Origin of the sequence: Acinetobacter sp. ANC 4654 (genome assembly GCF_002135425.1) — a bacterium.
Classification (GTDB): Bacteria; Pseudomonadota; Gammaproteobacteria; order Pseudomonadales; family Moraxellaceae; genus Acinetobacter; species Acinetobacter kyonggiensis.
Map to the genome: position 1 here is coordinate 73,968 of NZ_NEGL01000009.1, position 12,097 is coordinate 86,064.

At 39.3% G+C, this 12,097-nt stretch carries 13 protein-coding genes; 1 reads left to right on the forward strand and 12 read right to left on the reverse strand.

Features of this window, described 5'->3' with window-relative positions; genetic code table 11:
• Positions 1-535: 535 nt before the first annotated feature.
• Entirely contained in the window at positions 536-1,954 is a 1,419-nt protein-coding gene (locus B9T24_RS13845) for a hypothetical protein (RefSeq protein WP_086166310.1), read from the reverse strand.
• 455 nt (positions 1,955-2,409) lie between these two features.
• On the opposite strand from B9T24_RS13845, the gene B9T24_RS13850 reads away from it, so the two are divergent.
• Positions 2,410-2,667, forward strand: a complete 258-nt coding sequence (locus tag B9T24_RS13850) for a hypothetical protein (RefSeq protein ID WP_086166311.1) — start codon at positions 2,410-2,412, stop codon at positions 2,665-2,667.
• A 35-nt stretch (positions 2,668-2,702) separates the two neighbouring features.
• Here the strand turns inward: B9T24_RS13850 and B9T24_RS13855 are convergent, their stop codons facing one another.
• The 11 genes from B9T24_RS13855 to B9T24_RS13900 form a co-directional block, all read right to left on the reverse strand.
• Positions 2,703-3,200 (reverse strand): hypothetical protein, encoded by a 498-nt coding sequence (locus tag B9T24_RS13855; RefSeq protein ID WP_228145721.1) that lies wholly within the window; start codon positions 3,198-3,200, stop codon positions 2,703-2,705.
• Complete coding sequence (locus B9T24_RS13860; RefSeq protein WP_086166312.1) at positions 3,201-3,746, reverse strand: glycoside hydrolase family 108 protein; 546 nt, start codon at positions 3,744-3,746, stop codon at positions 3,201-3,203.
• Positions 3,746-4,126 (reverse strand): hypothetical protein, encoded by a 381-nt coding sequence (locus B9T24_RS13865; RefSeq protein WP_086166313.1) that lies wholly within the window; start codon positions 4,124-4,126, stop codon positions 3,746-3,748. The genes B9T24_RS13860 and B9T24_RS13865 overlap by 1 nt, the downstream gene beginning before the upstream one ends.
• Positions 4,127-4,240: 114 nt before the next feature.
• Positions 4,241-4,897 (reverse strand): hypothetical protein, encoded by a 657-nt coding sequence (locus B9T24_RS17190; RefSeq protein WP_228145722.1) that lies wholly within the window; start codon positions 4,895-4,897, stop codon positions 4,241-4,243.
• On the reverse strand, positions 4,898-5,074 hold the full coding sequence (locus tag B9T24_RS16955; protein ID WP_171264915.1) for a hypothetical protein: 177 nt from the start codon (positions 5,072-5,074) through the stop codon (positions 4,898-4,900).
• Between the two features lie 31 nt (positions 5,075-5,105).
• Entirely contained in the window at positions 5,106-5,807 is a 702-nt protein-coding gene (locus B9T24_RS13875; RefSeq protein WP_086166408.1) for a hypothetical protein, read from the reverse strand.
• A 5-nt stretch (positions 5,808-5,812) separates the two neighbouring features.
• The gene (locus B9T24_RS13880) at positions 5,813-6,640 is read right to left on the reverse strand and encodes a hypothetical protein (RefSeq protein ID WP_086166314.1); all 828 of its coding nucleotides are present in this window, start codon (positions 6,638-6,640) and stop codon (positions 5,813-5,815) included.
• Between the two features lie 74 nt (positions 6,641-6,714).
• Entirely contained in the window at positions 6,715-9,258 is a 2,544-nt protein-coding gene (locus tag B9T24_RS13885) for a hypothetical protein (RefSeq protein ID WP_086166315.1), read from the reverse strand.
• A 58-nt stretch (positions 9,259-9,316) separates the two neighbouring features.
• Positions 9,317-9,634 carry a hypothetical protein gene (locus B9T24_RS13890; protein ID WP_228145723.1) on the reverse strand — a complete coding sequence of 106 codons (318 nt, stop codon included), beginning with the start codon at positions 9,632-9,634 and terminating at the stop codon, positions 9,317-9,319.
• 12 nt (positions 9,635-9,646) lie between these two features.
• Positions 9,647-11,305, reverse strand: coding sequence for a hypothetical protein (locus B9T24_RS13895; protein ID WP_086166316.1), 1,659 nt, complete (start codon positions 11,303-11,305; stop codon positions 9,647-9,649).
• 74 nt (positions 11,306-11,379) lie between these two features.
• Positions 11,380-12,093, reverse strand: coding sequence for a hypothetical protein (locus tag B9T24_RS13900; protein WP_086166317.1), 714 nt, complete (start codon positions 12,091-12,093; stop codon positions 11,380-11,382).
• Positions 12,094-12,097: the final 4 nt, after the last annotated feature.

A 12,097-nucleotide genomic window follows, 5' to 3' on the forward strand; every position in this document is an offset into this window, starting at 1 on the left:
TATTGAAATTTTCCAAAGTATAATGGCTAAATATCGAAGTCCTAACGATACACTTCCTGTTAATCATAAGAATATAATGCTTTCAATTTTTCGTGTGCAAGCTCAATTAGGTGGAATGTTTGTAACGCTTCAAATAGAGGTCCAAAATTATGGAATAATCTCGAATAACAAAGAGTTTTCAAAAATTATTTGAAAAGAAATAAAAAAAATAGAAAAAACTAATGATGATTTATTTAATGTAATCAAGGAAGGTTTAACCAATCAAAGTGCAAACTTCTTCTTAGAATCCATTAAAAACTATCATAAAAACAGATGTATTGAGCAAAGTGCTAAAATCTATGAGGTTGTTATAATACCGCTATTAGATAAGATTCGAGCTTAATTAGTTTTAATCACACCCTTTAACGGCTAGTACATTAAAATAATTATAAATTATCAATACTAATCTAGAACACTGTGATAAATATTAGTAAAAATAAAGAGTTAGTCATAAAAAAGCACCCTAAAAAAGAGTGCTTTTTACTAAGAACCTGGGTTAGAGAATCAGTAAGTTGTCATGCGGAGACATACACTTGCTGCTAATCAAGATTTGACCATCATCTCCTGCATACACCCGTGGAACAAATACTTCACAAACGATACCCTTCGGAGCAACAGTCGGCAAAGACCCTGAGTAAGAGCCATCACTTTGTTCGGTCATTTCAAACCGATATACGCCTTTTTGAAAGTCATATTTGTTTTTTAGCTCTTCACTCCAAAAGCCATCTGTAATAACTGGTGCAGGGATTATGCCAACCGAACCAACCAATCCATCAAGTCTAAGGGGGGAGTGGGTTTGACTGGCTCCATTTTCAATATACTTCTTAAAACGTGGGATCGCAGAATCAGCTAGTGCCTGTGTTCGAATATTTAACATTCGAACATCGTGTACAATTTCCTTTGTTAATCCTTTCAATTCAACACTTGTTTGATTCTGACAGACTGCTGATTTTTGCAAAATAACAAAGTCAACACCAAGGTCTTTGAATGGATCAAGCTGCTCATAATGCTCTTGAAGCCGCTTTTCAACAAAGTCGATATCACAAGTTTCATGCACATTCACATATAACGCTCTTAATGCATCTTTTGATGTAGGGGATGCATCAAGAGTCTTTTTAATATTTGAAATCTCCTTAACGATATGCTTAACAAAACGGGTTTGTTCGTTTTTGTTTTCTGGGCTATAGACATTAAGCTGCCAACATCCGCTATTAGGACTCAAACCTGAGTAAACCAGTGGTTTTGAAGTCATGATTAGTTGGCCGTTTCGATAGTATTTAATGTCGTTAGGATGTTTTGAGTTAGTAATCACCTTTAAAAGCGCTTTAAACAAACCTTCATTAAATGAGCCATTCAGGAAGATAGCCATAGAGATATTCATTTTGTGTGCGGATGCTTTTTTTTGCAGCTCATCTGCCAACTTTTGAGCGTAATTATCAAAATATTTATGGCTGTCTGACTTACCGAATTTCTTGATAGAAACAATGAAGTCAGAATTTGGGGTTTTGATTTCTACGTCATATGCCTGTTGAGCTTTCGGCGCAGGAATAATTTCTCCAATAGACTTAAACAAAGAACCACAATAAATAATCTCACGAATAAATCCTTCAGATTTACCGTGGAATTTAGCTTGTTTTTTTACCTTTTTTGCCGTGGAGCTTAACCACTCATTGATGCTTTCTTTCTTTTGTGAGCTAAGTGAATGAATGGTTTTACCAAGTGCGAATAACTCATTGGTTGCAAGTGCATCTGTTCTTTTCCAGAGAACAGGGAGTGGGCCTGGACTTCTTTGGGAGTTCAAATAGTCACTATTAAATAGATCTTCAATAGACTGGAAGTAGCTTTCAATTTTTTCTGGGGTAATTTCTTCTGAAATTAGGTGTTCTACTGAACGGTTAAACACTACTGCAGGCATAAAGACCTCGGCTTGGGATGGGGGATTATTTCAAATTAACTAGTTCAAACATTGCAACAAGAGCATGTTATGTCGCAGCCCATGTTCGGTCTAGTCACTAAAGCAAAAAAATGAGGTTTAATTACACTAACGCACTCGGTTGCTGTCTTTTTGATCGTATATACCCTCAGTCGTTTGTTTGCTCAAACTATTAGTCGGCATACCTGAGATATTTAGTCAAAACAATCCCTTAAAACTATAAAAATTAAATCGCTGTGCAGCCTGAAAGTAAAATATGAAGCTCAGTATCACGGAGAATATGAGCACTACTTTACCAAAAATAAAAATTCCGAGAACCCAGAATCAATAAATTAATTTATATTAATCATATTCTTGACTTTATCTTACGATAAAATATTATTGCAACTGATTGAGTTTTTTCAATCAACTAACTATAAATTTAATGGGTATATAATATGAAAATCAAAAAATTAATTATTAGTGCATTACTTGGACTTTCAACATTCCAAGTTGTTTCAACAGCCAATGCTGATATTAATAATTCAAATAATTGGATGCAAATTAGTGAGGTTGCAAACGGTTTTAATGTCACGTGCTACTGGCGCCGAGCATTGGTTAGCTCCAACGGTGAATCTGGCGGTTACGAATACTATAATTACACTGTATCTAAATTTGTAGGTTGCTACGCTTCTCGCAATAAACTACCTAAATAATGTAATAAAAAAGCCCTCAATCTGAGGGCCTTACTTTAATCTATTGGCCAACTTTCATTTAACCTCATTGCGTCCAATGAATGTCCATCAGCTTTTTCTGCCATGCTTCGATATTCTGCTGTGCATGCTTCGAGTAACTCTGAATTGGTAATGGTGTACTCAATGATGGTTTCTTTGGGAGCTGTGGACAGACGTTTGTTGGCTTCACTGAGTTGCTTTGACAGCCCACTAGCAGCCAAGTCAGCACTACGAGCGGCAGCATTCGCATCTTGTATTTTTTTAATCGCATTCTGTTCGACCTCTATTATTTTTGCTGACCATGTTTGCATGATGGTAGCTTTTTCCTCTTGAGCCTGATCAATTGCATCTACATAAGGTTTAACTGCTTTTGCAATGTCCTCTTCTCGATGTGTTTCACTGCGTTCAAGTGCAGAGGACTCCCATCCACCAAAGCCCAGGGAAATTAAAAGCAGTACCAGTAGCACCACAATGACTGCTTTATAAAATTTGGCTAAAAAGGCATCCAATATCATTTAAATCACCACCCGATTAGCAATCCATCCATAAAAAAATTGCTCTTGGCTTGGGTTGCGTTCACAAATAGAAATGTATCGCTCACCTTGAAGAATATTTAAGGTACGCAGTAATATGCGCTCACCTTCTTTTCCACGTTTAGATAAATAAATTTTTAAAGCATTGAGTGTTGCTTGACCATAAATGCCATCAACCGCCAGATCAGGCCATCCCCCCTTACCTTGATTATTTAAAAGGTTTAATGATCGTTGTAATAATGGTTTTGCAAATGCAACACCACAGTTCACACCAGTATCCAATAATTCTTCAGCAACCGTTGTATTGATGATATTTACTTGATCAAAACGTGGTGAAATCCAATACTGTTTTTTATAAATAAGCTTAGCTGTTTCTAAGGGTAAATCCTTCATACTGCCTTTGTAGCCATTATTACGAGCAACAGTTTCGGTAATACCATATTTAGTTGCACCACCTCGATCAGCTGGGTTATTCACGTAACCACCTTCACGATTAATTAATTCAATTAAAAATTGCTCAATATTCATTAATCCTGCCCTCCTTTGCCATTTCCAATAATCGAAATGAAAGCTGATTTAATCTCAGTAATAACTTCAGAGAGTGGTTTACCTTTCAGTAGTGCAATTGACTGATAAAGAATGCCGATCGCCATTAAGCCAAACACAGCGAACATCAGCATGATGAAGCCCTGATACATCGTTGAAGTCTTCAGCATTTCAAAATGCTCAATGAATGCTGAACCACCGTAAAGACTAACCGTAACGCTGGCTGCAAATTTACAAATAACACTGACAGTTACTTGGATTTTTCCGTTCTTATCAATATCCCCACTTAAGACAAGGGCAAGAATGGCCCCAACAATGGCTGGAATTATTTTAATAATCCAAGGAATAGTATTTTCCTGCATGGCTTAATTACCTATGATTTTCTATATAGGTATTTTGGCGCGACAGATGAATGTAAAAAAAAGCCTGTTCCAAATAAAAAAGCCCGCGATAAGCGGACTTTAAAATAAAACTTTTTAATTCAGGCAAAAGGTAACACCAATAGAATTAATAAGGACTGTTTCATTCTCACCATATGTATCATCAACAATATATTCATCGATCTTACTGGCATCAACAGTAATGATATTAACATCGACATGGTTGTTTGCGGGATGAAAGAATGATGCATACTCAACCTCATTATAGATTCCACCATTAGAAATAATCTCTTGAAAAGCTGAATTAAGTGGTTTTACTTCAATGCCATACTGAGCAAAGACAGATTTTAAATCATCTCGTCCATCTCTAAAGCCGATAACACCTTCATGACGAATATTATTGATTTTAACAGTGTAATATCCGCCGCTTGAAATCGTACCTAATGTGATTTTTTTGGTTGCTCCTACACATGCAGCATCATCACCATCTTTCAATCGCAACACCTGCACACTGGGCACACCTGTATCCAAACAATCTTGAACAGCAATGTAGTCCGGGTTCTTTGGATCATATCCAAGTTGGCCACGGATATTACCCTGATAAATATCCATCGGTTTATCAAAACGTCCACGCTTGAAGCGGCCTAAAATTACAGCACCTGTCAGACCGTCCGCAGTTTGCTCTTCTGTGCGGTCAATAATGTCTTGTCTTTGGATACCAACTGCTTCACCTAAAATCTTTGTCGTATTCATCTATTTTTTCCTTCCCGAGTTACTGATGACTTTAATTATTTCATTCCCCATTTTGATCAGGGCATTATGCTTTTGTGCTTCAGCTTCAAGTTCTAACTTTCTCTTTTCCCATGCATCAGATGAATAAAAAAAGGCCTCAAAACTTACAGGCAAATTTAGAGCTTCATATAAAGACATCTTGCAATGCTGAGCCAGATCCTGAGCCGTGCTAAGTAAATGATTGGTCCAATTCTTTGATGATTCCGAAAAAGGCGGCAGCGGGGCGAAATCGAAGCGGCGCGTCATCTGCACCTCTTGAAATGACTAAACCTTGATTACTGACATTTAAATGAATCATCGTAAATAATTGGTTATTGAGGGTAATGAAATCTTGATAGATCAAGTCAAAATCGCTCTGAGCCTGCTTCTTTAAAAACTCCAACCGCTCAGAAAATTGTTTAATAAATTCACTATCATTGGCACTACGGTTTGGGAGTTCCGACAGCTTTTCATGCCCGTCATAACTGATTTGAAATGCCAGCATGCATGCAATCCATTCCGCGGCATTGGCGCAATGCTCTTCAAGGTACTCTGCTTCCCTGCCAACCAATTGCCGGACAGTAATGCCGTTATGTGAAATCTCAGGCTGCCAATTTTCTTCAGAATGCAAATAGCATTTAGAGAAATCTGCATCAGTGGAAAAAAGCGTAGCTGACTGATTTTCTACATATTTCAGCATCAAGCAATAACGCTCTTGAACTGTCATATTCAGCGGCTGTTCTTTATTACACAGTGCATGTGATAAAAATGCACTGATACGTTTCTCATTCAGTCGTTGATTAATGGCTGCTACTTTCAAAGCATCATTGAATACAATTTCCTGTAGCTGATACGTGTTATTGCCAATAGGCACAGGATCAAAACTAAGCATCTTCATTAACTCCCATAAAGTTTACGGACATCTTCAGCATCCCATGCGGTACGGCTCATCAGACTCAGGTTTACGGCGAGGTTTAAACGGTTTCCATGTTCATCAATCGGCGTAACAATCGGCGCGGAGACACTTTCTAAAATAAAAGGCCAATAGGTTTTACCGTGTGTCGTCAGCGATATATACGGCGGAATAATCCCTGAAAATAGGCCAGCAACCCCCTGCTCAATTACATCTGTAAGTACGGTGCCTTGTGAAAGCTTGGCAGGCACTGCCCATGATTCCAACCGCATAATTTTTTCTTCAACCTCAATTTTGGCATCTCTTAAAGCAATAAAAAAAAGACTGAGGTTAAGACGGACTGAAGCAGTGGAAAGAAAAACTTGAGTTGTATTCACTTTATTCAGATTGGTATGGCCCTGTACGGACTTTACAAAATCGGCGATTGGCTGCATGGCAGATTTGGTAACAGCTAAAGCCGTGTCGCCTAAAATTGCAGGTGCTGCGGCTCCCATAGAAATAACGGTTTGACCCGTCTGTAAACCCGCCATCAGCATCGGCATTTTCAGCTCAGGATTACTGTTTTCAAAAGGCGTCTGCCATTGGCTTTCCATGGTCTTGTCGCCATCAACTAAAAAAGCACGAACCGTAGGTTGACTTGAATCTACAGTGATGACCTCATTATTATTCTCGTCACGTGAAACGGTACAGATATTAAATTCCGCAAACTTATGCTTTGAAACTGTTCCCCAAAAAGGATCAGCATTCATCCGTTCCGGTTGAACCGCTACGGGAGCATTAGCGGCTGGCACTTTTGCAAGATCATTACCCATAAAAATAGCCCTGTTATATACAGAGCTATTTTTGATGAAATATGACCTTAGAATTTAGATGAGTTCCAATTACGCTACCAACTCATTTGCCAATGATCGACAACATCAATCAATTGATCAATCACATCCAGCACATTGTCTTTTGTCACAATACTGTCAATAGAATCAAACTCAGACCATGTATGTTGAAATTTCTCTGGCAGTTCAGCTATGGCAATCCGCTCTATACTCCCAAAACCTTGCCAGCCTGCTTCAAAGTTGGAATGATAGATCTCTTTCGCTTCATCCTCAGTTCCAGCACCAATAATGATTTTGTGTTCATCAAAACTACCATCTGAATTCAATTGACGAATGATATAGGCATGTTCTGGATCTGAATCTAAATGGTTTTTAACAAATACATCAACTTCATCTCCATCGGCACCCATTGTATTTTCAATGTAGCCATAATGATGCTGCATTTTGACTTGCCATTCTTTACCGCTAGGATCAGTACCTGAACGGATGGAGTCTGCTGGGTTCTCAATTGCGATATCCAGTTCACCAATCTTCACGGCGCCTTTACTGTAATCACCAGCAATCAAACTATCCTGATCTGGCAGTGAAGTTCGGTTATAGGGTGACGTGGCAGCTTGATGGGCATGTTTATCAATCAGCGTAAATGAATCATTGGCTGAATCAAACATACTAATCATGGCATTATCGCCATAATTGTCATTGATCACTGATACCGCATAGTTGATTGCATCTTGAATACTGACTGGCTCAGGTTCACCAAACAACCACATATTTAGCTGATCAATTGCCTGCTTTTCCGCAAATTCCGCCATTGCCTTAAACAGCATGCCCATTTTCTTGGCGCTTCGGCTATTCTTGGATAGGAATACAGCCAGTTCGGGCACACCTTCACCCAAGTCGCCAAATAAACCCTGTTGCTGAACAAACTCTGCAATATCTTGGTCATTTCTCTTTGCAGCTATAATCGTATTTGCAGCATCGATAATGGCATTGGCAACACGTTTATCTAGCGCCTGCTCTATACCGTCTACAATTGAGCTGGAGACATCCTGAATATCACCACGGCTAACGGCTTGAGCTTCGATAAACTTGGGTGCTGCTGCACCTAAGGCATTCAGCATATTCTGTAAATCGGGTTTTGTTTGGTCCGCCATCATTTCCAGCAACCGGTCATCGTTATAGGCCTTGCTGAAAATAGCTGCTTTGATCCGTGTTACAAGGGCCTGAGTCGGCTTTCCTTCGGTAGTGATATATTGGGCTGCTTCTGTATCACCAATTGATTTCAAAAAGCCTTGTATAAACTTCTGATTGCCTGCAGTCAGTAAATCCCCATCATCACCAGGTGTAAATAAAGCCAATAGATTCTCATCCAAACGCTTGGCATCCGATTTAGCACGCTCCGTAGCACTAAATGAGAGTTTATCGTCTTGATTGGCTTCTACCGTGAATTGAACCCGATCCACTTCTGAAGTTCGGATACGTACCAAAATAGGTGCTGTAAAATTCTCAACCTGATCTGATGAAAATCCAAAATATTCAGCTTCTTCAATTAGCCATTGCCGATATTCTTCAGCTTGCCCACGCTCATATGCCAGCTGTATGGCCATGGTGCGTCCATTGCCGGATTCAACTACCAAATCATCCCCCACAATTGGAGCACCAGTATCTGCACGGCCAGAACGACCAAGACTTTCAGGATCTAATCCATTTGAGGTTTTTTGAACCCATGCCTGTGATGATTCACGGCTGCGGTCGCGTGGCTGCAGCTCTTGAGGATAATTAGGATTTTCAGCACCAGTAGCTGTGTGCGAAGCAATAACCTGATCAGACTCGAGTAATGCAAATACGGTTGAAACCTGAGTTCCTTTGGCTGTTTTAACCTTATTGGTACGGCCTTTTACAATATTATTAATACCGTAGTTTTTTAATAATGCTTTCAAGGCATCCGCTTGAGATAAGACATTGCCATCTTTGTCTAAAACTTGTACATCAATATTGATTTCGTCTTCATATCGTGATTGAATAGAATCAAAGCCAGCTTCCAAGCCTATGGGGTTAACGACCTGTGAGATAGGTGTAAGTTGGCTTTTTTCTTTTGATGCTCCTAAATAATATAATAAATGCCCTTCAGAATCTAAAGCCACTTTCAACGTAATATTTAGCGTGTAATCATTCAGCTGCTTTGACTTTTCAAAATTATAATACCCTTCTACGCTATCAGTACGCTCTTTATTTAATGGTACTAACTCACTCACATCGCCAGTCATCAATACTTCAGGAATATATGGAATTGCGAGATACTTAATATCTCGCATCCGGTCATGAACCTTGCCTCTTGATTTGGAATTAATACGGACCAGTCCAATTTTTGTTTTTACCAATTTTCCATTCAGATAGTCATTAAAATAAGCTTTTGATGCTGCAATCGATTTACCATCGTATTTATCGAGATTGGATAAATATTCACGGTACTGCTTTTCAGCTTGTTCACTGTCCCATTCAACAATTTCATTATTCTCAATTTTAGAAATTAGCTCATCGATGGTTTTTAACACTTCAGATTCATCCTGAATACTGTCAATTTTTGCAAAATCACTCATCACACACTCAAAAAAATAGCCCTGTTAAGGGCTATTTTGAAAGAAGCGGTATGGCTACTTATTCCTCTGTTCCAACCATCTCGTTCACTTGAGCAATCAGTACATTTACAGCATCGATCAGTAATGGATCTTGCAGGTTTTTTTCCGCTTCAGCCCGCACTTTCTGCAACAGCTCGACAGATACTTCTGCCTTGCCATCAATAATAGACTGATACAGTTCGTTTATAGCTTCAGCTACCTTTCCACCTAAAAGCTCAATTAGCTCCCGCAAGCGCTTAGCGCTGCTCAGTTTTTCCATGCCTTTCTGATCTGGAATTACATCTACCAGCTGGCGTAGCTCTTTAGTCAGCTTTAGTTTTTCCATTGCATTCATCATCATATTTTCCTATCAGTGAATTTGGGATGCTTGACCAACTTGGTAGACTGAATAAGACGAAACTGCTTGTTCAAACAAATCACTTAAATCAGCTGGCAGACGGTTTCCTATTTCTTCAAGCTGCGTTTCAATTTCGTTTGCTTTGGTGAAATCCACCTCGCCTTTAATGATTTTATTTAAATAATCAGCGTCATCTGAATTTCCTGTCCCACCTTCACCTGCATTCGATGTATCCAACATTTCAGGAAGCTCTGCAAAGGCAGGATATTTTGCAATCATCGCCTCAATCGTATTAAAGAAACGTGGTGCACCAAATCCGCGATTCCATGCCCGAGACTGTGCATTATTGGCTGAGACTTCCCACTCACCACTGGTATTTACATGCGCAGTCCAAGAATCAATTTTTTTATCATTCTTGAAGGCTTGATAATAGCCTTCGCCTAAATCTTCAATAGGCGGATATGTTTTTGGAGGAAGTGGCTGTGGCTTGCCTTCTGGCTCTTTAGCAGCATTCTCATTCTGAGAAGCCTGTTCTGCATTTTGTTGCTCTAATTGCTGAGTCTGATGTTCATCAAGTTGATTTAATAGCCCTTGAATTTCCGCTTCAAGCGCTGCTTTAGTATCCTGTTTATCAAGTAAACGCTGCTCTGCATCCGCTAAGGCTTGTACATTTTCAGCTTTTTTTGCCTGAGTTCGTTTAAAGCGTGCGCTGTTCTGATTGACCAATTTCATAATACGACCAGCCAGTACCGGCATTGCAATGCCTTCGCCCTGATTCGGCTGAATAGCACCTGTAATATCACGACTATTCATGAGGATCTTCCATGAAATCAGCGTGTCCTGCGGCGCAATCTTTTTTGCTTCACGGTCTGGATGATGGAATAAAATCGTGATGCTTTGACCATCTTCAAAACTATATGAAACAGCAATATTCAACACTTTTTTATGTTTAAACGGCTTTTCACTCTGTTCAACATTCAGAATTTTTACACCGCCTTTTGAAGTGCTCTGCATAACTTTATGCAGCATACCTATCAGCTTTTCTAAATACTGGTATTCAACAATAATTGAATCAAAGTCCGCATACACAGCCCCAATTGATTCTAATAAAGATGCCAGCCCGTCAAACTCCTGAAGCAGTCCGCCATGGTCGTCATGACGTTGCAGATCCAGCATTAAGTGTGAAGTCTGACCTTCATGTGAAGTGAGGTTGATTCCATCCCACCCGGGCACTGTTCCGCATATGACATCCTGAAGCTGAGATAGCTTCCACTCAGGAATGATGTTTTTATTTTTATGGTAATGCGGTACTGCTAAATAACGCATTAAACCCTGTGTATTGGTTTCAATCACACTATCTACAGCTGAATCGAAATCGAATATGCGGCCAAACTGCAGTACTGCCAGTGATGAAGCCTGCACATAATCTACGGCTCCCAAAACAGCAACAGAATCAAACGCTACAATATCATCTTTATAGCCCTTCAAATTCACGATACGCCATTGATCATCTTCTGTGGCTGTTTCAGTCACAATTGCATTCAGCATTCGACATTTGCCTTGAATGATGCCGATGGAGCACGTTCCACTGTTTACAACTGAGTCAAAGCCTGCAACGGTACGGGATTGATGCGGTGCCCAGTGCTGTTTGAAAATACTAATATTACGCATTAAAAATGCCTCAACTTTTTATACTTGAGGCAATTTTGTCACTGCATGAATTGAGTCAACTTAAACTGTTCCAATCACTTCAGCATTGGAAACATTTTTATAAAGTTAAGCGTCACAATACCAACACCACCTCGATTAGTCGCATCAAGCGGGATACTGCCTGCCTGTAAAGCGACCAGATGCTGGACTTCAAATACCCGCGTGGAAAAACTATGCTTGTCATAAATATAAATCGTCATACGCATTAAATAGTCTTTCGGTAGAGCCTGAGTACCCCCCTCTGCTCCATCTGGAAACATAATGGCCTTGATGGCTCTAGCACTATTTAAAATGGCTGCATTTCGAGTCTCAATAAATGGAATCGAAATTTCACCAGAACTATTTCCCGTCAGATAATTCAGCTGAAAACTACCGACATTCGCGCTATCAGTTTGGGCATCCAGTACTGATAAATCGATGCTTTGACATAACCAAGGTAATTTTGAAGTATCAATTAAAGGAATTTTATCTATAAATGTACTCGCCAAAAATCCCTTTTCTCCTTGTTCAAAAGCGTTAAATTCCCCAACAAGTTGATGTGTTAAATCATATGTATCAAACAATTCAATTGTTTCTGTCGCAAGTTTTCCATTTTCATCAAATGGCTCTAACCAAACTCCAAAATGAATAGTTGATATTGTTCCTAATGCGTAAAGTTTTTTGTAGTAAATTAATGCTTCATCGATTGGCATCCCAGACCACATACCATAAGCATTGCGACTTTTTGAAATATTAAGATGTAAGGTCATACAA

Excerpts from the sequence above, each read along its gene's own strand:
- B9T24_RS13845 (WP_086166310.1), bottom strand. The coding sequence starts at position 1,954 with ATGCCTGCAGTAGTGTTTAACCGTTCAGTAGAACACCTAATTTCAGAA.
- B9T24_RS13850 (WP_086166311.1), top strand. The coding sequence starts at position 2,410 with ATGAAAATCAAAAAATTAATTATTAGTGCATTACTTGGACTTTCAACA.
- B9T24_RS13855 (WP_228145721.1), bottom strand. The coding sequence starts at position 3,200 with ATGATATTGGATGCCTTTTTAGCCAAATTTTATAAAGCAGTCATTGTG.
- B9T24_RS13860 (WP_086166312.1), bottom strand. The coding sequence starts at position 3,746 with ATGAATATTGAGCAATTTTTAATTGAATTAATTAATCGTGAAGGTGGT.
- B9T24_RS13865 (WP_086166313.1), bottom strand. The coding sequence starts at position 4,126 with ATGCAGGAAAATACTATTCCTTGGATTATTAAAATAATTCCAGCCATT.
- B9T24_RS17190 (WP_228145722.1), bottom strand. The coding sequence starts at position 4,897 with ATGAATACGACAAAGATTTTAGGTGAAGCAGTTGGTATCCAAAGACAA.
- B9T24_RS16955 (WP_171264915.1), bottom strand. The coding sequence starts at position 5,074 with ATGTCTTTATATGAAGCTCTAAATTTGCCTGTAAGTTTTGAGGCCTTT.
- B9T24_RS13875 (WP_086166408.1), bottom strand. The coding sequence starts at position 5,807 with ATGCTTAGTTTTGATCCTGTGCCTATTGGCAATAACACGTATCAGCTA.
- B9T24_RS13880 (WP_086166314.1), bottom strand. The coding sequence starts at position 6,640 with ATGGGTAATGATCTTGCAAAAGTGCCAGCCGCTAATGCTCCCGTAGCG.
- B9T24_RS13885 (WP_086166315.1), bottom strand. The coding sequence starts at position 9,258 with ATGAGTGATTTTGCAAAAATTGACAGTATTCAGGATGAATCTGAAGTG.
- B9T24_RS13890 (WP_228145723.1), bottom strand. The coding sequence starts at position 9,634 with ATGATGAATGCAATGGAAAAACTAAAGCTGACTAAAGAGCTACGCCAG.
- B9T24_RS13895 (WP_086166316.1), bottom strand. The coding sequence starts at position 11,305 with ATGCGTAATATTAGTATTTTCAAACAGCACTGGGCACCGCATCAATCC.
- B9T24_RS13900 (WP_086166317.1), bottom strand. The coding sequence starts at position 12,093 with ATGACCTTACATCTTAATATTTCAAAAAGTCGCAATGCTTATGGTATG.